The organism is Luteolibacter sp. (assembly GCF_058122085.1).
Genome location: NZ_JBIKBQ010000013.1, coordinates 22488 through 42576, shown reverse-complemented (window position 1 = coordinate 42576; position 20089 = coordinate 22488). Strand labels below are relative to the sequence as shown.

The window sequence follows — 20089 nt, the reverse complement described above, 5'->3', positions numbered from 1 at the left end:
GGGCGACTGTCAATCCTCGGGGCTTGCGGGCGGGTGGGGGAACTGATGCAGTGAGCGCGTGAGTTGGACATTTCAAAGCGTGGCGGTGGTGGGCTCGGGAGCGATCGGGCTTTATTACGGCGGGCGGCTGGCGGGGGCGGGCGAGGACGTGCGGTTTCTGATGCGCTCGGATTTCGAGGCGATTTCCCGAGATGGATTGAAGGTGGAGAGCGCGCATGGAAATTTCGAACTGCCGCGGGTGACGGCCTACCGGACGCCGGAGGAAATCGGGCAGGTGGATCTGGTGATCGTGGCATGGAAGGCGACGACGAACCATCTGCTCGCCTCGGTTTTGCCGCCGCTGCTGCATGCTGGGACGCAAGTGCTGACGTTGCAGAACGGTTTGGGAAATTGCGAGGCGCTGGCGGAAATCGTCGGCCCTCAGCGGGTGCTGGGCGGACTGTGCTTTGTCTGCATCAACCGGATTTCTCCCGGCCGGGTCAGTCACTCGGCGGGCGGGCGGATGACGATCGGTGAATTTCTACCGGATCCATCCGGCCGCGTCGCCGAGCTCGAGCGGCGTTTCAAGGCGGCGAAGATCCAGGCGGTCGCTGTGGAAAATCTGGAAAAGTCGCAGTGGGAGAAACTCGTCTGGAACATCCCGTTCAACGGGCTTTCCGTGGCGGAGGGCGGGGTGACCACGGACGTTTTGCTCGCCACGCGGGACCAGGAAAACGAGCTGCGCGCGCCGATGGCCGAGGTGATCGCCGCCGCCCGCGCGCAGGGGCTGGACCTCAGCGACGACCTCATCGATTTCAACATCGAGCGGACCCGGCCGATGGGGCCCTACCGCACGTCGAGCATGATCGATTTCGTGGAAGGTCGGGAAGTGGAGGTCGCGCCGATCTGGGAGGAGCCGCTGCGGCGGGCGTGGGCGGCGGGAGTGCAGATGCCGCGCACGGCGGAGCTCCTGCGGCGGATTCACGAGCGGCTGGAGTTGCGATCGAAATAGCCGGGAAGCGGGCTTGACAGGAAAAGACAAAGCCCACTTGTGGCGACCGCTAAACTCGGCGAGAATGCGCTGGAACTTCCCTTATTCATCTGGGAGCTTCCGTCATCCGTTGCGGGGCCAGCACGCTGGTCGTCTCTCATATGGCCTCCTCATCCACTCCTCCCGGCTCTAAAGCCGCCATCCCCGAATCGCTCCGGCTGCAGTTGGACGACTTCCGACGCCATTTGTGGCGGGTGAAAACCATGGAAGCGGTCGCGGCCGGGTTGATCGGGCTGTTGGTTTCGTTCCTGCTGGTTTACGGACTCGACCGGATTTGGCAAACGCCGGGCTGGGTGCGGCTCGGGATCCTCGTCGCGGGGGTCTCGCTGTTCACGGTGTTCGCGCCGTATTGGCTGCACCGCTGGGTCTGGCGGCAGCGGCGGGAAACCCAGCTGGCGCGCCTGATCGCCAAGCGCTACCCCGGTCTCGGCGATCGCCTGCTAGGCGTCATCGAGCTTCAGGATCAGGAGGGAAACGCGGACACGCTTTCGCCCCGGCTGCGTGAGGCGGCGATGGAAGCGGTGGCCATCGAGGCGGGAAACCGCAAGCTCGACGAAGCGCTGCCACCGCAGAGACACCGGCGCTGGGCCTTGGTCGTACTCTGCCTCGCGGGGATTTCCGCGGCGGCCTTCACCTTGACTCCGCGCGCCGGTTTCAACGCCTTGCAACGCTGGCTGATGCCGCTTTCCAAAACCGAGCGCTACACGTTCACGCGGCTGGAAAACCCGCCGGTTTACCGTGCGGTGGCGTTTGGCGAGGCCTTCGAGATCACGCTGCGTTTGTCGGAAGATTCCGAGCAGCGCCCGGTGAAGTCGTCCGGCCGTTATGGATTGCAGCCCGGTGTGGATGCCGCGCTGGAAAAGGACAGTTACCGCTTCATTTTTCCCGGCCAGCAGGACGCCGGCAGCATCGTCTTCCACGTCGGGGATCTCCGCCACGAGGTCCGGGTCGAGCCGGTGCAGCGTCCCGCCATGGAAGACGCGGCGGCGGTCGTCACCTTTCCTGCCTATCTGGGCATTCCTGAAAAAACGGCCAACCTCAACACCGGCGTCCTCAGCGCGGTCGAGGGCAGCAAGGTCCGGATCCGTCTAACGACCACTCGCGCGCTGGCCGCCGCCACCTTCGGGCCGACCCGTTCGCAGGCCATTGAAGAGCCCGCCGGCGCATACGTTCCGCTCGACGGGGCGTTGGAAATTTCCGGCGCGGTCGCCAGCACGCCGGTCATCGAGGTCGGCGCGATTCCGTTCGAAATTCCATTCGCCTGGACCGACAAGCTCGGGCTCGCGGGCGAGTCCGGCTACCGCCTGCGGGTCGATGCGCTGAAGGACGCGGCGCCGACTTGTTACTTGCAGGGGATCGACCGCCAGAAGGTGATGCTGCCGGAGGAAACAGTGGATTTCGAGGTGCTGGCCGAGGATGATTTCGGAGTGAAACAAACGGGGATCGAGTGGTCCGGCCAGTTCACCCGGCCGACCAGCGAGGTGCCGGCGAAGGGCGAGCTGAAACTCGGCGACGGCACGCCGGAAGAACGGCGGCTCAACAAGTCCGCGTCGTTCTCACCCGCCGCTTTTGGCATCGCGCCGCAGAAGATCACCCTCCGCGGATACAGCGAGGACCATTTCCCCGGGCGCGGCCGCGTCTATTCCGAGCCGGTCATTCTCTACGTGCTGACCCGCGACGAGCACGCGCAGATGTTGAAGAGCAAGTTTGACCGGACGATCACCGAGTTCGAGGACCTCGCCCGGCGCGAGGTGGAGTTGCTGGATGAAAACCAGCGGCTCGAACGCCTGAGCGGCGAGGAGCTCCAGAAGGATACTAACACCAAGCGTCTTGAATCCCAGGAACAAGCGGAAGCCGAGAGCGAGCGGCGCATGAAGGACCTCACCGAGCGGATGGAAAGCCTGATGAAGGACGCCGCCCGCAACGGCGACATCCAGAAGCAGACGCTCAAGAAAATGGCGGAGTCCCTGAAGTCGATGCAGGAGCTTTCCCAACAGGATCTGCCGAAGGTGAAGGAGAAACTCGGCGACTCGCAGGAACAGTCGAACACGCCGGAGAAGGCGCAAAAAGACGTGGCGCAAGCCGCGGAGGAACAGCAAAAGGCCGTCGAGAAAATGCAGGAAGCCATCGCCAAGGCGAACGAAGCGAACCGCCAGTTTGAAGCGGGCACCTTCGTCAACCGCTTGAAAAAAGCGGCGGGCGAGCAAAACGGAATCGCCAGTTCGCTCATCGACGCCTACGAGCGGATTCTCGGCATCAAGGCCTCGAAACTCGATCCTTCCGACCTGCGCCGCCTTAACGAGTCGATCAGCCAGCAAGGGAAAACCGCCTCGGACGTGCGTTGGCTGCAGGAAGACCTCGGCAACTATTTCGCCCGCACCAAGACGGATTCGTTCAAGCAGATCCTGGATGAAATGAAGGCGTCGCAGATCGACAGCGGCCTGGAGGAAGTCCGGTCGGTTCTGAGTTCCAACCACTCGTTCATCGCCACCGAGCAGTCGAAAAAATGGGCCGACAAACTCACCGAATGGGCGAAGAAGCTCGAAGGTGAGAAAGAAAAGGGCGGCCCGGGCGGCGGCGGTGGCAGCGGCCAGAGCCCCGAGGATGAAGACTTTGAGTTCATGCTGCGGGTGATGAAACTGGTCCAACAGGAACAAGACCTGCGGGCGCAAACCCGCGCGCTCGAACAACTCCGCCGCGGTAACCCGACACCAGAACCATGAACCGCCTCATTCAAATTTCCAGCATTCTGTTACTGGCCCCGCTGACGGCTCTCGCCGACGCGCAGGCGAAGCATCGCGAAGGCTCCAGCCAGGTGGCGGACAAGCAGGACGAGCTTTCCGCGGACGTCCAGCAGCTTGCCATCGAGCAAACCGTGCCGAAGGTCATCGAACTGCTCAACGAAGTGGAAAAGATCATGGACGAAGCCACCGACCAGCTCGCGGAAGCCGACACCGGCGGCACCACGCTCGCCGCGCAAACCGAGATCATCGAGAAAATCCACGAGGCGGCCAAGGAGAAGCAAAAGCAGCAGGGCAGCGGCCAGTCCGGCAGCGCCATGATGGACATGATGGAGCGCATGATGGGCAAAAATCCCGACGGCGAAGGCAAGGGCAAAGGCAAGGGGGACAAACCCGGCGACAAGGGCGGCGAAGGCATGACCGGCTTGTCCGATGCCGCCAACGAACCCGGCGGCGGCGAGACCCGCGGCAAAAGCGAGGCCCGCCGGGTGCCCAAAGCCAGCGGCGGCGCGGGCCGCGTGCTGCCCGAGGAATTCAGCAAAGCACTCGATGCCTACAACCGCGGAGTGGAACAAAAGACCAAGTGAAAACCACCATGATGAATTTCCTGTCAGTCGGAATGACGGCTTTGCTCGCGGCCTGCGGGTTTTCCATGGTCGCAAACTCGCAGGACCTGCCGGTCCGCCAGGATGACACGATTCCGGCGCAGGCCGAGTTGATCTACGAGCGGGGCCTCCAATACCTGGCCAAATCCCAGAACGAAAAAGGCAACTGGAACGACAGCGTCGGCACCGAGCCGGGAGTCGTCGGCTTGTGCGTGGCGGCCTTCCTCGCCCACGGCGAAGATTCTAACAGCGGTCTTTATTCCAAGAACATCCGCGCGGGCATCGACTACATCCTTTCCCAACAGAACGAGAAGAACGGCTACATCGGCTCGAGCATGTATAACCACGCGTTCGCCACCAAGGCGCTCGCGGAATCCTACGGGGTTCTCGACAACCCCAAGATCGCCCCGGCGCTGGAGAAAGCGGTCGAGCTGATCGTCAGTTCGCAGAAGAAAAACCGCTTCGGGGCGTGGCGCTACACTCCGGAAAGCCGCGACGCTGACACGACGGTGACCGGCTGCCAGATGGTCACCCTGTTCGCCGCGCGCAACGCCGGCGTCGCGGTGCCCGAGGAGGCGATCAAGAAGGGCCTCGCCTATCTCTCCACCTGCCGCGGCCGGGACGGCGACTACGGCTACACCTCGGCCTCGGGCGGCAAGCCCACGCTCACGGCCATCGGCTCGCTCTGCCTTTCCCTGGCCAAGGAGCGCGATTCAAAGGGCTATCAGGCGAGCCTCGCCTACCTGAAAAAGAACATCGATTTCCGGGACCGCTACTATCCGTTCTACTTCGAGTATTACATGTCCCAGGCCCTGTTCCACGCGGACGAAGCCACGTGGAGGGAATGGAACGCCCGCAACATCCGCTATCTTTCCACCATCCAGTCGCCGGACGGATCGTTCCCCGGAAACCAAGGCACCTCGTTCAACACGGCCGGCGCGCTTTTGTCGCTGGCCCTCAACTACCGCTTCCTACCCATCTACGAAAAATGATCCACAAACTCGCGATCTCCTGGGTTTACGGCGTGATGGTTCTGGCGGCAGCCGAATCACCCGACCTGTTGCGTTTCCCTAACGGTGACCAGCTCCACGGCACGTTCCAAGGTTTCAAGGAAGGCTCCCAAGCCATCTGGCGGAGCGACGACGCCGCCGCGCCCGTGGATTTCAAAACCGACAGAATCCGCCACGTCGTCCTACGCGGCGGCAGGCCTTTGAAGTCGCTGACATCGCTGTCCCACGTCGCGCTGGTCAACGGCGACCGAGTCCCGGGGACGATCACCGGACTGGACGACGAGGCAATCACTTTGGACACCCCGTATGCCGGGTCGGTAAGGATTCCGCGCGAGCAGGTGGCGATGTTCGCGCCGAGTCCGTTAGGCGGGCGCGTTCATTATCACGGGCCCTTTGTCGAAGATGAATGGAAGATGGCGAACGCCTCGTTGCCGGACGGCATGCCGCCGGACTCCGGCGCGGAGGACGCCAAGGAGAAGGACAAGGACGAGCCGGGACGCTGGGCTTTTTCCGGGTCCGCCTGGTATTGGCCGGGCAAGCTTTCCGGCACCGCGCTGCTGCGTGAAAGCGCGATGCCGGACCGCTCGATCCTGCGCTTCGACCTGGCGTGGAAAAACCGGCTGGCGATGGCGATCGGGTTTCACGCCGATTTCGCGAAAGCCAAACCGCAGGATCCGGCGGACAAGGAGCAGGCAATCCCGCAGGCCCGCGTCCGCAGATTGTCCTCCGGCGACTCGACGGTTTTCCCGCTGCTGTTTGGTAACAGCTATGTCCTGCAGATTTTCTCCACCCACCTGATGCTCTTCCGGACCACCGTGGACGAGAAAGGCGAGCCCGTCGTCGAGCGGGTGCAGATCAACGGCAACTCGATCCGGTTGGGGGACACCGGCAAGGCGCAGGTGGAAATCCGCAGCAACCGCCTGACCGGGCAGATCTCGCTTTTCATCAATGACGAGTTCGTCGTCAATTGGAGCGAGGGCGGGACGACTCCCGAGGACCAGGCCCGCTATGCGGGGAAGGGCGGAGGCTTCGGCTTCGTGGTGCAGAACGAGGACGCGCCGGTGAAAATTTCCGACGTCATGGTCGCGGAATGGAACGGGATGCCGGACTCGGCGCGCAGCCTTCAAACGGACGAGCAGGACATCGTTCTGCTCGCCAACGGCACCGACCGCTTCTCCGGAAAAGTGGAATCCCTCAAGGACGGGAAGATCCGCCTTCAGGGGAAATACGGCCAATTCCTGTTTGAAATCGACGACATTGCCGAGATCCGATTCGCCCGCGGCCGTCTGGCGAAGGAGACCGATCCGGCGGCGGATTCGCTGACGGTCCGGCTCAGCCCGATCGGCCAGGTGTCAGGCCGCCCGCTCGCGGGAAGCGCGTCCTCGATCCGGATCCTCAATCCGGTCTGCGGCGAAATGAACTTCAACTTGGAATCCGCGGTCATGCTGGATTTCAAACCTTCCAACAACGTGATCGATGACTGGGACGCGGAATTCTAACATAAAAGCCTGGCTGGGTCTTTTCCTCGCTGGCGGCAGCCTCGGCCTGCTGCGCGCGGACAATCTGCTCCTGGCGGATGACGCGCGCCTCACCGGCACGGTCCGCGCGATCAACGAGGCGGGCGTGGTCGAGCTGGCAACGGAGCTTTCCCCGGAGCCGTTGCTGCTGAAGGCCGGCGCGGTCGAGAAGGTCGAATTCAGCGTTCCGGAATCGGCGGCGGTCCCGGCGGGCACCTTGATCGAGCTGGCCAATGGTGACCTGCTTCCGGCCGCCGTCGAGAGTCTGGATGACAAGAACCTCCACGTGGTCACGGCGGACGCGGGGCGCCTGAGCATTCCCCGGACGGCTTTGAAATCGATGCAGCTCGGCGTGCGCAAACAGAAAGTCGTTTACCGCGGCCCGACGAATTCCGAGGAGTGGGGCTTGTACGCGGAGCGGGCGAAAAACTGGCAGTTTGCGAACAACGCGCTCACCGCCAACGGTCCGTCCCAAGCTGCCAGGGATTTCGACGCTCCGCCGCAGTTCGTCCTCAAGTTCACCCTGAAGTGGCAGGCGAACCCGATGTTCAAAATTTGCTTCGCCGATCCGCTGACGCCCAAGGAGGAGCTGGTGGACCGCTATTTCATGCAATACGGCAGCGCGGGGCTGGAGATCAAACGCGAATCGAGCAAGGGCAAGCGCTATCAGACGGTGATCCAGCTGCCGCGCAGCCCGGATCAATTTCCCTCCAATGAGCTTGCGGTGGAAATCCGGGTGGACCGCAAAAGCTCGCGGCTCCACCTGCTTCTCAATGGCGAGCCCGAGGGTGCCGGGGTCGATCCGGTCGGGGACCCGCCGCAAGGAAACGGCGTGGTCTTGGTCAGTAACTCGCCGGCAGGACCCGTTCAGGAAATCCGCGGTATCGAGATTCTCGAACTCGACAACGTGGGAACGCGCCATCGCACCGAAGAGCGCGGCGACGCCAAGACCGACAGTCTGATCAGCCGCGACGAGGACCGCTGGGGCGGACGTTTGGTCGGCATTCGCAAGGGGCCGGAAGGAGCGGTTTTCTCCTTCAAGAGCGATTTCCAGGAAGAGCCGCTGGAGCTCGCGGCAGCCGATGTATCCACGGTGTTTTTCGCCAAGCCGGCGCAAACCGACGCTCCCGCGCCGGTTCATCAGTTCGTCCTGCGCCTCCGTGGGGAAGGCTCCCTCCGCGTGTCTTCCTGCGCGTTCTCGGCGGACGACGTCTCCGCGCGGCATCCGCTGCTCGGCCCGTTGCAAATCCGCCGCGCGGGAGTCTCCGGCCTGGAGCGACTGGATTCCAAACCCGAAGTGAAATCAAAGGAATGAAGCTCGTCCCGCCACTCGTGATTTTCGCCGCCGCTTTCACGCTCGCTTCGACCGCGGACGAGGTGAAATCGACCGTGCGGTTTTCCAATAACGACCAGCTGACCGGCAGCATGGAGTCGCTCACGACGGAGCGCTTGGTTTGGAAATCCCCGATCCTGGAAAAGCCAACCCCGTTCTTTCTCAAGGACGTCCTTGATCTCACGCTGGCAGGAGTATCGCCCGAGTCGGTGGCGAGGCACGAGGCGTCTATCACCCTGACCCGCGGCGAGGTGATTCGCGGGCAGCTCGCATCGGTGAGCGACGAGGCCGTCGAGCTGGACACCTGGTTTGCGGGCCGCATGAAATTCAACCGTCTCAACATCGCCGACATCAAGATTTCCGAGCGGCCGGATTTCATCTATCGGGGACCCACCGGACTCGACGGTTGGAAGCAATCCGGAGACAAGCCGGCATGGACTTTCCAGAACTCCCGCTTCCGCTCGGTGGCTGCCGGAAGCATCGCGCGGAACGTGGATTTGCCCGACGAGTGCGCGATTGCTTTCGATGCCGCGTGGCGTGGCTCGTTCGCGCTGAAGCTGGTATTCTTCTCGGATGATTTGGCGACCGACCATCCCGCGAGCGGCTACGAACTGGCGATCCAGTCGCGCTCGGTGTATCTGCGGAGCTGCAAGACGCAGAAGTTTCTCGGTCACACGGCGAGCGCCGTGACGCTTCAGGAAAACGAAAAGGCGCACATCGAGGTGCGGGCCAGTTTGAAATCGGGTAAGATCTGCCTGTTTCTGGACGGTGAAATCATCGATGTCTGGACGGATCCCGACGTGGTCCGCAACGAGGTGGGGCGGGGGATTCATTTCATCACGCAGAACGAGTCGCCGGTGCAAATTTCCGGCATCGAGATCAGCGCGTGGGATGGCGAGGTGGACAAGCTTCCCAATCTCCAGGCCATGGGCGGATTTCGCCAGTTCGGAATCCAGGGTCTGATGGAAGAGGAGGACGAGCCGGAGTCCGTGCCCGAGGAAAAGACGAACAAGCGGCGGGTGGAGTTGCGCAACGGTGACAGCATCGACGGCGAGGTCGTGTCCATCAGCGATGGCATGATCACCTTGAAGACTCCGTTCCGCGACGTGAGGTTGCCGGTCGAGGCGCTCCGCTCGGTCGCCCTGAAACCGGCGGATTTGGAAACCTCCAAACGCGAGAACGGCGATGTCAGGGCATGGTTTTCCGACGGCTCGTGGATCGTCTTCCGGCTCGAAGGCGTGGGCGAGGGGACTCTGACCGGCTATAGTCAGGCTTTCGGCACCGCGGTTTTCAAGACCGCGGCCTTCAGTCGTATAGAGTTCAACATTTACGATCCTAGGTTCGAAGACCTCCGGATGGCGAACGGTTGGTGAATTCCGGGGGGATTGTGAAAATTTTCACAATCGACTTGAGGGGATGCCGCGGCGCGGGCAAGGTCCGGCCAAGTCAGCAACGCACCATGGTCAGCCCTTCTCCCAACACCGTCCACACGGCCTACGATTCGAAAATCGAGGGCAACGTGATCATCACCCGCGTGGACGCCGCCATCAACTGGATGCGGAAGAACTCGCTGTGGCCGATGCCGATGGGCCTCGCCTGCTGCGCGATCGAGTTGATGGCGACGGCGTCGAGCCGCTTCGACATTTCCCGCTTCGGCATGGAAGTGATGCGGTTTTCGCCCCGCCAGGCGGACGTTTTGATCGTTTCCGGGACGGTGACTTACAAGATGGCGTTGGCGGTGAAGCGGGTCTGGGACCAGATGCCGGAGCCGAAATGGTGCATCGCGATGGGGGCCTGCGCCTCTTCCGGCGGGATGTATCGCAGCTACGCGGTGCTGCAGGGCATCGACAAGTTAATCCCGGTGGATGTCTATATTTCCGGCTGCCCGCCGCGGCCCGAGGCGTTGATCGAAGGGCTGATGAAGCTGCAAACGAAGATCGAGGGCGAACATTCCACGATGGATCAAAAGAAGGCGTTGTTCGACGGGATCGCCTGAGTTTTTCACACCGAATTTACGAAATGTCAGCAGCAGCCGATGTCACCCAGCTCCGCGATGCGTTCGGCGGAAAAGTCGTTGAAACCCTGGAATTCCGCGGTGAACAAACCGTGCGCGTGGAGCTCGGCTCCTTGCACGACGTGCTCGCGAAATGCCGGAACGATCTCGGCTACGAGATGATTCTGGATATTTCCAGCGTCGATTATTTCGGTGAGGACCCGCGCTTCGAGATGGTTTATGAAATCGCCACGCTGGATGACTCCAAGCATCTGCGGATCAAGGCGAAGGTCGGCGAGGACGAGAAGGTGCCGTCGGCGACGGATCTTTGGTTAGGCGCGGATTGGCACGAGCGGGAGGTCTGGGACATGATGGGAATTCCGTTTTCCGGCCACCCGAATCTCAAGCGCATCCTGATGTGGGAGGGCTATCCGTTTTTCCCGCTGCGGAAGGATTTCCCGCTGGCCGGCCGGCCGACGGACATGCCGGATGTGGCCTTTACGGGAGTTGCTCCGCTGGAAGGCGGGCCGTTCGTGACGAGCGCCGGCGGCGAGGACGTCGCCCGCCGCGAGCCGCGGGCCCACGTGGTCGAGTGATTTTTTCCTAACCGCACGCCGGCATGACTTCGACGGGCACGCCGTTTTCCAATGTCGGGCGGAATCTGCGCCAGATCGGGAGCTCGCCGGTTTGCTGGGCGTGGGTGGCGGTGATTTTGGGAATCCAAGCGCTGGTGATGGCGGTGGGCGGACCGGAGCGGCAGCCGGCGTGGGGTTGGTTTGAAACGCTTGGCTTGAGTCGCGAGGGCGTTTTCTCAGGCAAGATCTGGCAGATCTTCAGCTACGGTTTTTTGCACGGCAGTGGGTGGCATGCCGGGGTGAACGCGCTGTTCGTGCTGCTGGTTGGATCGAGGATCGAGCACGTGGCGGCGCGCGCTGCCATGTCGAAAGCCGTGATTTTCGGCGTCATCGGCGGCGGGATCGGTCATCTGGTTTTAGCGCCGGGCGGAAGCGGTGCTCCTTTGCTGGTTGGTCTATCAGGTGGTTGTCTGGGCTTGTTGCTGCTGCTGACCACGCTGTCCCCGCAGTCGCGGATGATGCCGCTTCCGGTCTCAGGAAAAAGTCTCGGACTCGGAATCCTGTCGGCGGAGTTGATGCTAGCGTTGATCGATCCCGGTTTGGGGCTTCCCGGATTTTCAAAGCTGGGAGAAATTTTCGTTAGGCACGGGTTGGGGGCTTGGTTTCAAATCGGCCACGCCTGTCACTTCGGCGGCGGACTGGCGGGATGGATTTTCGGCCGCTGGTTGCTGCGTCCCCGCATCACACTGGGACGCCTCCGCCGCGACAGAGAGCGGCGAGAGGCGAGGGAGTCGCGGCGGATGTGATTCGGATCAGAGCGGTGCCGGGGCGGTCGCTTCAGGCTTTTCCTTCCGGTTTCCCCGCGAGAACGACCGGTTTTGAGGACTGTTGCTAGGCTGCGCTTGCTCGCGGTTTACTCCCCGCGAGAACGACCGGCTCGGGCGCGGGTTGCTCCGCTGGTCGTCGGGTTGCGCCAAGGGGCGGATTTCTCGCTGGGCGGCGGGCTCCGGCTGTGAGCGGGTGTGGTTGTTATAGCGGTGATCCTGCGGCGCGCGGCGTGCCTCTTGTCTCGGTGCTGGCGCTGTTTCTGTCACCGGCGTGTTGTAGCCCGAGGGAAGGCGGGCGCTGTTTTCTTGGCGGGTGCGCGGGGCTTGATCGTTTTGATAGCCCGACTCGCGGCTGCGGTCGTAGGAAGACGTGCCGTAAGGACGACGGGTCCCGCTGTGTGAGCGGGTGTTGTAATCCTGCCTGTCATATCCGCCTTGCGCCGGGCGCTGCTGTTGATAGCTGCCACCGTAGGACGGCTGTTGGCGGACTTGTCGCGCCCATTGATAGTCGGAATTACGGTAAGCAGACTCGCGGTTGCGGTAGTTGACCACCGTCACGTTCGAGACGCGGCTCGGCGGGCGGCAATATCCGCTTCCCGGACGCCAGCCGTAAGGATGCGGCACCCCGTAAACGACCGGCGGACGATAGCCGACCGGGTAGTAGCCATAAAGATACGGGTCGTAGTAGGCCCGGCGGCGGTAGTCGTAATAACTGTAACAAGTCGGGTCGTAGCCCCAGCGCGAGTCGCCCGTGCCGATAAGGACGGAGGTGGAAAACGAGCTGCCGCCGTAGCCGTAGCCCTGGCCGTAGCCGGAATTGTAGGATCCGCCGACGGAGGTCGATGAGTAATAGGGATCGTAAGCGCAGGAGGTGAAACCCAAGGCGACCACAGCTCCCACTGCGGCACCGGCCAATCGACGAAGGTTTGTCTTCATGCGCCTACGACAGCACAGCCCGGCGTTCTATTCGAACGGATTTCACGGGAATTTTCAGCCTCGGCCTCCCGTGGGTTGACAGGACCGGGGTTTCTTCGGTTTCTTGGCCTGCACAGATTTCATGGAACCTTCAAACGCACCGATTCTTGTCACCGGGGGAGCTGGATACATTGGCTCCCACGCCGTCCGCCTGCTGGCGGGCCAAGGCCGGAAAATCGTGGTGCTCGACAATCTCGTTTTCGGCCACGACCAAGCGATCATCGATCCGGAAGTGGAACTGGTGGTCGGCGAGGTCGGCGACCAGGAATTGGTGCGCTCGCTTTTCGCCAAGCACCAATTCGGCGCCGTGATCCACTTCGCCGCCTACGCCTACGTCGGCGAGTCGGTGACCAATCCGCTGAAATATTACCAAAACAACACCGCCGAGCCGATCAAGCTGCTGCAAGTGATGCAGGAGGTCGGCTGCAAGGTCTTCGTTTTCTCTTCCACCTGCGCCACTTACGGCGTGCCCGACAAGTTGCCGATCACCGAGACCAATTCGCAAAAGCCGATCAATCCCTACGGCATGAGCAAGCTGATGGTGGAGCACATCCTCGCCGATTGCGGCACCGCGTGGGGCCTGCGCAGCGCCTGCCTGCGCTATTTCAACGCCAGCGGCTGCTCGCCCGACGGAAGAATCGGCGAAGACCATAACCCGGAAACCCACCTGATTCCCCGCGTGATGATGGCGGTGACCGGCGAGATCGACCACCTCGAAGTCTTCGGCACCGACTACGACACGCCGGACGGCACCTGCATCCGCGACTACATCCACGTTGAGGATCTGGCCGACGCCCATGCCCGCGCGCTCGACCATTTGGCCGCCGGTGGCGCATCGGTCCGCTGCAATCTGGGCACCGGAGTCGGTGTCTCGGTGAAGGAGATCATTTCCGCCGTCGAGGAAATCACTGGCAAGACCGTCCCGGTCAAATACGGACCCCGGCGCGAGGGCGACCCCGCCTCGCTGGTTGCCGATCCGGCGCTGGCTAAAGAGCTGCTTGGCTGGGTCGCCAGCCGCAAGGATATCCGCGACATGGTCGGCCCCGCCTGGCTCTGGACCTCCGGCCCGCAGGGCGGCAGATACCCGGCGAACCAAAAATAAAGGTATCCGCGATGTATTGACATTTCCACTTGCGACACCCGACAAAGGCAGCCACTTTTCCCCAACCCGAATCCAAACCCATGCACTCAGCTGATTTGAAAATTCATCCCCGGCGGCGCGGCCAAGCCTTCACTTTAATAGAAATGCTCGTCGTGATCGCCATCATGTCCATTTTGATGACCGCCGGAGCCATCGGCCTCGGCGGCATGGGTGGCAAGGGCGTGACCAGCGGGGTGGCTTCGGCCGAGTCGTTGTTTGACGAGGCCCGGTCGATTGCCGTCGGGCAGCGCACGAGGGCACGGGTTTTGATCGCCAAGGATCTGGACAATAACAAGGCTGACAACCTTCGCCGCATTGTGGTCGCTTCCGAAGCTCTCAAGGAGGACGGCACGCCCGATACCGATAATTGGATTCTCTCGAGTCGCGGCGTAGTGCTTCCGGACCAAACTTTTTTCAGTCAGGACTATAGCAAGAAAGTCCAGAAAGACGGGAGTGGCACGATCGAGTCTTTCAGTCTGCCAACGACGGCCAAAGCCGCCTATCAGGGTTCCTATTACTATTACGAATTCAATGCCGAGGGGATTTGCACAACCCCTGGCGCCGGTTTTGTCATCGGTGCGGGAGCGCGGAAAGTCAATGCTGCTGCGACGGACAAGCCCAAGGTTACTTCCGCTGGCAAGCGTGATTTCGGAGGTTTTGTGGTTTGGCGCAACGGCCGGACTTCGGTTTTCCGCAGCCCCACCCAGATCGCGAGCGGCATTCAGTCCCTTAACACAGGCGCCCAATTTTAAATCATGAAACCCTCTGCCACTTGCCGCCAGCGCGGCTTTACCCTTCTTGAGACTGTCATCGCCATCGGCGTCCTCGCCGTGCTGCTCACCGGCTTCATGGTGGTGTTCGCTCCGGCCGCCGACGGCATCCGCAAATCCATCAATGTCCAGCAAGCCGACCGCATGGCGTCCGCGCTGGAACAGGAACTGGTGACGCTGCGTGGTGAGACGGAGATCACGAATCACAAAACCGGATTTAATAAATCGTTCGAGTGGATCGAAAATAAGGGCAAGGCAACGGACGCGTTGCTCGTTTATCAATACCGGGGCAAAACTTCGGGGAGCCTTCGGGCCGACAATACTCCGGAACCGGAGCCATCACTGAAGGACAAGCTGCCGGGGAGGGACTATGTGGTGATTCCCATGGTCCGTCGCCGGAGCGATACCGCCAATCTGGCCGAGGATTTGAAAGCGGTCGAAGGTGCGGTCTATCTGGTGAAATGCACGCAGCTGATTTTCAGCGGAGGTCAGTTGATTGCAAACACGACACCCACCATCAAAGATCCAAAGAGCGGGACCCCGGCGGCTTCGGCGGATGTTTACCCGGAGGCGGTCATCGCCTTCTCTGCTGAATTCCACATGCTGCCCGCGAAAACGGCGTCCTACATTGCCGGGTCCGCATTCACCACCAAGTTCAGCTCCGTCAAAAACCCCGTCTTTACCCGCAATCTTGCAGTGCGCCGTTAACCTTCCAACTTAAACCCAATCATGAACACCCAAAGGACTTTCTCCATCAAACGTGGCTTCACACTGATGGAACTGATGGTGGCGATGACCATCACGACGATTATCGTGACGGTCTTGGTTTCGATCACCTCGATCGCGCTCGACACTTGGAACCGCAGTCGCTCGGAGCTCCGTGCTTCCCGCCAGGCGAAAGGGATGATCGATACGATGGCGCGCGATTTCGAAGCGCTTGTGACACGCCGTGGCAATACGAATGAATGGCTCTCGGCGATTACCGAGTCGCAAAAAATTGGTGACAAATTGGAAAGCACCAACGCCTCCAAATTGATTTTTTTCACCGCCGCCACGGACCGCTATAACGGCGAAATTGGCAAAGCCGCGGACCTTGGTGGGGATGTGTCGTGCGTCGCCTATGGACTCGAATACAAGGATCCGATCGGTTCGGCGGGGGCGGGATTTGAGACTTTCGTATTGAATCGTTTGCTCGTGAATCCTGACGAGACCTTCAACAAGCTGCTTGGAAAGACGGATTTGACGGCCGAGTTGCCTAAGTGCACCGTCAAACTTGATGATCCCACAAACTTCGTCTGTGAAAATATTTACCAGTTCACGATCACGTTTCATGTGCAGGTCAGCCAGGCCTCAACGGGCGCTTCTCCGGTGACTACCATTGTCAACGTGCCGGTGAAGCTAGGGAAAACCAATGCGAACCAGACGACCAATTCATTCAAAATCAAAGGCACGGGTATCGAGAGCGGATACGCGGGCGGCACGGTGACTAACGATGAACTGAAGGGCGGGCGGATCACCGCGATGGAGGTTTCCGCCACCGTGATCTCCGATTTTGGAGTCGATCAGCTCAAGAGACGTACATTCAGCGGCTCCCAGCAGGCGGAGTTCCTCGCGAAGAATTCCTACCAGTACACCAAGCTGGTCCAGCTTCCGAGCATGTAAGGCGGGTTTCGCCTCGCGCGAAAGTAGTCCAGGACTTCAGTCCGCTCTTCAAAGAGCATCGCGCGGGTGATGAAGAGGAAGACCGGACTGAATTACCGGACTACTTTGGCCACCCAAAACTCCCATTGCGCTCGGTGATGGATTCTGTTTAGGATCCAAGGGTGAATTCAGGTGGAGAAATTCTCGTGGATGAGATCGCGCCGCCGGGGCGGATCGCCTTTGTGGGAGGTTTTGAACCCCGGCGCTGCGGGATCGCCACGTTCACGCATGATCTTTGCGAGGCGGTGGCGGAGGCGGCTCCGCTGGCCCAGTGCTTCGCCGGTGCCCTGAATGACCGGCCGGAAGGCTACAAATACCCGCCGCGGGTGCGCTTTGAGATTTTGGAGACCGATCTGGATTCCTACCGCCGCGCGGCGGATTTCCTGAACTTCAACAACACCGAGGTGCTCTGCGTGCAGCACGAGTTCGGCATCTTCGGCGGGCCGGCGGGCAGCCATGTGCTGGCCATGCTCAAGGAAGTGCGGATGCCGGTGGTCACGACCCTGCACACGGTCTTGCAGCAGCCCGATCCCGCCCAGCGCCAGGTGATGGAGGAGCTGGTGCGGCGCAGCGAGCGGTTGGTGGTCATGGCCCGCAAGGGCGCGGAAATTTTACAGGAATCCTACGGCGTGCCGACCGGGAAGGTGGATGTCATCCCGCACGGGATTCCCGAGATTCCCTTCGCGGACCCGGATATCTACAAGGCCCGCTTTGGGGTGGAGGGCTGCAGGGTGCTGCTGACCTTCGGCTTGTTGGGGCCGGGCAAGGGAATCGAGCACGCCATCGGCGCGCTGCCGGAAATCGTGCGGCGGCATCCGGACACGGTCTATCTGGTGCTTGGCGCCACCCATCCGCACCTGGTGGCGCGGGAAGGGGAGAGCTACCGGCTGAGTCTGGAGCGGCTGGCGGAAAACCTCGGGGTCAGGGAGCACGTGGTGTTTTACAACCGCTTCGTGTCGGACGACGAGCTCGCCGAGTTCATCGGCGCGGCGGACATCTATCTGACGCCGTATCTCAACGAGGCGCAGATCACTTCCGGCACGCTGGCCTACGTGTTCGGGGCGGGAAACGCGGTGGTTTCCACGCCGTATTGGCACGCCCGGGAATTGCTCGCGGATGGACGGGGGATTCTAGTGCCGTTCCGTGATCCGCAGGCCGTTGCCGAGGGGGTGTGCGCATTTCTCGATGATCCGGAACGGCTGGCTCGGACCCGGCGCGAGGCCTATCAGTTCGGCCGGGAGACGATTTGGCCGGCGGTGGCGCGGCGCTATCTGGAGTCCTTCCGGCAGGCGCGGGCGGCCCACAAAACCGCGCCGCGCACCACGGTCGGTGGCTGGAAACTCGGCCGCCGGTCGTATGACCTGCCGCCGCTGCGGCTCGACCACATCATGCGGATGAGCGACGGCACCGGCATTTTCCAGCACGCCACCTTCACCGTCCCAAACTTCCACGAAGGCTACTGCACCGATGACAACGCGCGGGCGTTCATTCTTTGCAATCTGTTGGAAGAACCCGGTCGTCTCGATCATCTGGCGACAAGCTACCTCGCCTTCCTCGCGGCGGCGCTGAACCACGAGACCGGCCGCTTCCGCAATTTCATGAGCCACGGGCGGCAATGGCTCGAAGGCGCGGGCAGCGAGGACAGCCACGGTCGCGCGCTGTGGGCGCTGGGCGTCGGTGCGGGCCGCTCGCGCAACGAGGGCCACCGGCGTTTGTGCGTGCAGCTGTTTGATCGCGGTCTGCCGGCGGTGGAATCATTCAACTCGCCGCGGGCGTGGGCCTTCACGCTGTTGGGGGTTCATGAGCTATTAGGAAGCAATGCCGACGATGCCAAGGCCGGCGACGCCTGCGACATGTTGACCGGCAAGCTGGTGACACTCTGGCAGAACTGCGCCACCGAGGACTGGCCGTGGTTCGAGACCCGCGCGACTTACGACAACGCGCGCCTTTCCCAAGCACTGATCCTCAGCGGCAAGGCGACGGAGGGCGAGGCCTTGGAAATTGGGCTCAAGTCGCTGCGCTGGCTCGTTTCGATGCAAAAGACGCAGGCCGGTCATTTCCGCCCGATCGGCAGTAACGGGTTTCATGAAAAGGACGGCGCCCGCGCCGACTTCGACCAGCAACCCGTTGAATCCCACGCCATGGTGGCCGCGTGCCTGGAGGCGTTCCGCGTCACGCGGGATCCGTTTTGGTCGGTCGAGGCGAAGCGCGCCTTCGAATGGTTTCTCGGCCGCAACGATCTGGGGCTGCCGCTTTACGACTACACCACCGGCGGTTGCGGCGACGGCCTGCATCACGACCGGGTCAACGCCAACCAAGGCGCGGAGTCATCCCTCGCCTTTCATCTATCACTTGCTGAGATGAAGCACGCCGAACCGATTCCCTCACCACCCACCAGCTTTGCCATATGAACTCCATCCGCTTGTGCCGCCATGACATCATGATGCTCCCGGAAAGCACCCGGGTGTTGATCCGTCCGTTCATCCCGTCGGAGTCGCAGCGGGTCACCGCCATTCTCGGCCGCGCGCTGGCTTTGACCGAGGAGGAGGTCGCGCGGAAGCTGCAGGACGTGCACCACGAGTTCGACTCGCGGCATTATGACATCGAGACGCTGCTATGGCAGCACTACTTGAAGGTGGAGTCCCGCATCTTCACCCAGCGCGAACTTTCCCGCGCGCGGAAGCTTTTGATAGGCGCGTTCTTCTCCGGGGAATACTCGCTGGAATCCGCGGCCTTGTTCAACCCCTCCATCGTGCCGCATCCGGACCAAAGCGACCTGCAGGACGGGGCGCTGCGCTTCGTCATGAGCCTGCGCGCCACGGGCGAGGGGCACATCTCATCCATCGAATTCCGCTCCGGGCTGATCTCGCGGGACGGCCACATCAGCCTTGATCCGGTGTCCCGCTTCGTGACGCTGCCGGAAATCGTTCCCAATCCCAGCTATCGAAAAAAAAGTTTCATCCACAAGTTTCACGAAATGGGATTCTATAACGACTATGCCAACGCGGTGATGGCTCCGCTGGCGAACGAGTTCACCCGCAGCGACCTGAACAAGAGCGTGGGCACCGTCCGCCATGAGAACCAGCCGTGCACGGTGGACCTCCAGCGCACGCTCGAATGCATCCAGTGGCTGGCCGACTCGAATTATGAAATCCGCTTTTCCCCCAAGCTCGGAATGAGCGAGCGGATCATTTTCCCGATCTCCTCCAACGAAAGCAACGGCATCGAGGACGCGCGCTTCGTGCGCTTCACCGAGGACGACGGCTCTATCATGTATTACGCTACCTATACCGCGTATAACGGCCGGGCCATCCTTCCGCAGTTCATCGAGACGCAGGATTTCCTGCACTTCCGCGTGCTCACCCTCAACGGCGGCGCGGTGCAGAACAAGGGCATGGCGCTCTTCCCCAGGCGCATCGACGGCCGCTACGCGATGCTGTCGCGGCAGGACGACGAGAACCTCTTCATCATGTTTTCCGATAACCCGCACTTTTGGAATGACGCCCAGATCCTGATGCGCCCCGCAGAAGTCTGGGAGTCCGTGAAAGTCGGCAACTGCGGCTCGCCCATCGAAACCGAGGCCGGTTGGCTGGTCATCACCCACGGCGTCGGGCCGATGCGCAAGTATTGCATCGGCGCGGCCCTGCTCGACCTCCACGATCCCACGAAGCTGATAGGGCGGCTTCGCGAACCTCTTCTCTCGGCGGAGGGCAACGAGCGCGAAGGCTACGTGCCCAACGTGGTCTATAGCTGCGGCTCGCTGCTGCACGACGGGAAAATCATCCTGCCATACGCCATGAGCGACATCGCCACGGCCATCGTGAGCGTTTCCCTGAATGAAATCCTCGCGGCCTTGACGGCGGGGAAATAG

At 61.8% G+C, this 20089-nt stretch carries 17 protein-coding genes; 16 read left to right on the top strand and 1 reads right to left on the bottom strand.

Features of this window, described 5'->3' with window-relative positions:
• The first annotated feature begins 58 nt into the window (after positions 1-58).
• The 10 genes from AC4DF4_RS03555 to AC4DF4_RS03510 all read left to right on the top strand — a co-directional run bounded on the left by AC4DF4_RS03555 (position 59) and on the right by AC4DF4_RS03510 (position 11610).
• The gene (locus AC4DF4_RS03555) at positions 59-991 is read left to right on the top strand and encodes a 2-dehydropantoate 2-reductase (RefSeq protein WP_490046738.1); all 933 of its coding nucleotides are present in this window, start codon (positions 59-61) and stop codon (positions 989-991) included.
• 242 nt (positions 992-1233) lie between these two features.
• A complete protein-coding gene (locus AC4DF4_RS03550) occupies positions 1234-3753 on the top strand; it encodes a GtrA domain-containing protein (protein WP_490046737.1) in 2520 nt (839 codons plus the stop codon).
• Positions 3750-4358 (top strand): hypothetical protein, encoded by a 609-nt coding sequence (locus AC4DF4_RS03545; protein ID WP_490046736.1) that lies wholly within the window; start codon positions 3750-3752, stop codon positions 4356-4358. Before AC4DF4_RS03550 ends, AC4DF4_RS03545 begins: the two co-directional genes overlap by 4 nt.
• Positions 4359-4390: 32 nt before the next feature.
• Positions 4391-5368, top strand: coding sequence for a prenyltransferase/squalene oxidase repeat-containing protein (locus AC4DF4_RS03540; RefSeq protein ID WP_490046735.1), 978 nt, complete (start codon positions 4391-4393; stop codon positions 5366-5368).
• Positions 5365-6885 carry a hypothetical protein gene (locus AC4DF4_RS03535; protein ID WP_490046734.1) on the top strand — a complete coding sequence of 507 codons (1521 nt, stop codon included), beginning with the start codon at positions 5365-5367 and terminating at the stop codon, positions 6883-6885. The genes AC4DF4_RS03540 and AC4DF4_RS03535 overlap by 4 nt, the downstream gene beginning before the upstream one ends.
• The gene (locus AC4DF4_RS03530; RefSeq protein ID WP_490046733.1) at positions 6863-8218 is read left to right on the top strand and encodes a hypothetical protein; all 1356 of its coding nucleotides are present in this window, start codon (positions 6863-6865) and stop codon (positions 8216-8218) included. Before AC4DF4_RS03535 ends, AC4DF4_RS03530 begins: the two co-directional genes overlap by 23 nt.
• Positions 8215-9609 carry a hypothetical protein gene (locus AC4DF4_RS03525; protein ID WP_490046732.1) on the top strand — a complete coding sequence of 465 codons (1395 nt, stop codon included), beginning with the start codon at positions 8215-8217 and terminating at the stop codon, positions 9607-9609. The genes AC4DF4_RS03530 and AC4DF4_RS03525 overlap by 4 nt, the downstream gene beginning before the upstream one ends.
• Before the next feature lie 86 nt (positions 9610-9695).
• Positions 9696-10232, top strand: coding sequence for an NADH-quinone oxidoreductase subunit NuoB (nuoB, locus tag AC4DF4_RS03520; protein ID WP_490046740.1), 537 nt, complete (start codon positions 9696-9698; stop codon positions 10230-10232).
• Between the two features lie 23 nt (positions 10233-10255).
• Entirely contained in the window at positions 10256-10825 is a 570-nt protein-coding gene (locus AC4DF4_RS03515; protein WP_490046731.1) for an NADH-quinone oxidoreductase subunit C, read from the top strand.
• Between the two features lie 23 nt (positions 10826-10848).
• On the top strand, positions 10849-11610 hold the full coding sequence (locus AC4DF4_RS03510; protein ID WP_490046730.1) for a rhomboid family intramembrane serine protease: 762 nt from the start codon (positions 10849-10851) through the stop codon (positions 11608-11610).
• A gap of 6 nt (positions 11611-11616) precedes the next feature.
• On the opposite strand, the gene AC4DF4_RS03505 is transcribed toward AC4DF4_RS03510, so the two are convergent.
• Entirely contained in the window at positions 11617-12546 is a 930-nt protein-coding gene (locus AC4DF4_RS03505; RefSeq protein ID WP_490046729.1) for a hypothetical protein, read from the bottom strand.
• 142 nt (positions 12547-12688) lie between these two features.
• Between AC4DF4_RS03505 and galE the strand changes: the two genes are divergently transcribed.
• The 6 genes from galE (at position 12689) to AC4DF4_RS03475 (ending at position 20089) form a co-directional block, all read left to right on the top strand.
• Positions 12689-13708 carry a UDP-glucose 4-epimerase GalE gene (galE, locus tag AC4DF4_RS03500; protein WP_490046728.1) on the top strand — a complete coding sequence of 340 codons (1020 nt, stop codon included), beginning with the start codon at positions 12689-12691 and terminating at the stop codon, positions 13706-13708.
• An 80-nt stretch (positions 13709-13788) separates the two neighbouring features.
• The gene (locus AC4DF4_RS03495) at positions 13789-14499 is read left to right on the top strand and encodes a pilus assembly FimT family protein (protein ID WP_490046727.1); all 711 of its coding nucleotides are present in this window, start codon (positions 13789-13791) and stop codon (positions 14497-14499) included.
• 3 nt (positions 14500-14502) lie between these two features.
• Entirely contained in the window at positions 14503-15225 is a 723-nt protein-coding gene (locus tag AC4DF4_RS03490; RefSeq protein WP_490046726.1) for a type II secretion system protein, read from the top strand.
• Positions 15226-15246: 21 nt separating this feature from the next.
• Positions 15247-16179, top strand: a complete 933-nt coding sequence (locus AC4DF4_RS03485) for a PulJ/GspJ family protein (RefSeq protein ID WP_490046725.1) — start codon at positions 15247-15249, stop codon at positions 16177-16179.
• 185 nt (positions 16180-16364) lie between these two features.
• Positions 16365-18629: a glycosyltransferase family 4 protein gene (locus AC4DF4_RS03480; RefSeq protein ID WP_490046724.1), complete on the top strand. Its 2265-nt coding sequence runs from the start codon at positions 16365-16367 to the stop codon at positions 18627-18629.
• Positions 18626-20089, top strand: coding sequence for a glycoside hydrolase family 130 protein (locus AC4DF4_RS03475; protein ID WP_490046723.1), 1464 nt, complete (start codon positions 18626-18628; stop codon positions 20087-20089). Before AC4DF4_RS03480 ends, AC4DF4_RS03475 begins: the two co-directional genes overlap by 4 nt.

Excerpts from the sequence above, each read along its gene's own strand:
- AC4DF4_RS03550 (WP_490046737.1), top strand. The coding sequence starts at position 1,234 with ATGGAAGCGGTCGCGGCCGGGTTGATCGGGCTGTTGGTTTCGTTCCTG.
- AC4DF4_RS03545 (WP_490046736.1), top strand. The coding sequence starts at position 3,750 with ATGAACCGCCTCATTCAAATTTCCAGCATTCTGTTACTGGCCCCGCTG.
- AC4DF4_RS03540 (WP_490046735.1), top strand. The coding sequence starts at position 4,391 with ATGACGGCTTTGCTCGCGGCCTGCGGGTTTTCCATGGTCGCAAACTCG.
- AC4DF4_RS03535 (WP_490046734.1), top strand. The coding sequence starts at position 5,365 with ATGATCCACAAACTCGCGATCTCCTGGGTTTACGGCGTGATGGTTCTG.
- AC4DF4_RS03530 (WP_490046733.1), top strand. The coding sequence starts at position 6,863 with ATGACTGGGACGCGGAATTCTAACATAAAAGCCTGGCTGGGTCTTTTC.
- AC4DF4_RS03525 (WP_490046732.1), top strand. The coding sequence starts at position 8,215 with ATGAAGCTCGTCCCGCCACTCGTGATTTTCGCCGCCGCTTTCACGCTC.
- nuoB (WP_490046740.1), top strand. The coding sequence starts at position 9,696 with ATGGTCAGCCCTTCTCCCAACACCGTCCACACGGCCTACGATTCGAAA.
- AC4DF4_RS03515 (WP_490046731.1), top strand. The coding sequence starts at position 10,256 with ATGTCAGCAGCAGCCGATGTCACCCAGCTCCGCGATGCGTTCGGCGGA.
- AC4DF4_RS03510 (WP_490046730.1), top strand. The coding sequence starts at position 10,849 with ATGACTTCGACGGGCACGCCGTTTTCCAATGTCGGGCGGAATCTGCGC.
- galE (WP_490046728.1), top strand. The coding sequence starts at position 12,689 with ATGGAACCTTCAAACGCACCGATTCTTGTCACCGGGGGAGCTGGATAC.
- AC4DF4_RS03495 (WP_490046727.1), top strand. The coding sequence starts at position 13,789 with ATGCACTCAGCTGATTTGAAAATTCATCCCCGGCGGCGCGGCCAAGCC.
- AC4DF4_RS03490 (WP_490046726.1), top strand. The coding sequence starts at position 14,503 with ATGAAACCCTCTGCCACTTGCCGCCAGCGCGGCTTTACCCTTCTTGAG.
- AC4DF4_RS03485 (WP_490046725.1), top strand. The coding sequence starts at position 15,247 with ATGAACACCCAAAGGACTTTCTCCATCAAACGTGGCTTCACACTGATG.
- AC4DF4_RS03475 (WP_490046723.1), top strand. The coding sequence starts at position 18,626 with ATGAACTCCATCCGCTTGTGCCGCCATGACATCATGATGCTCCCGGAA.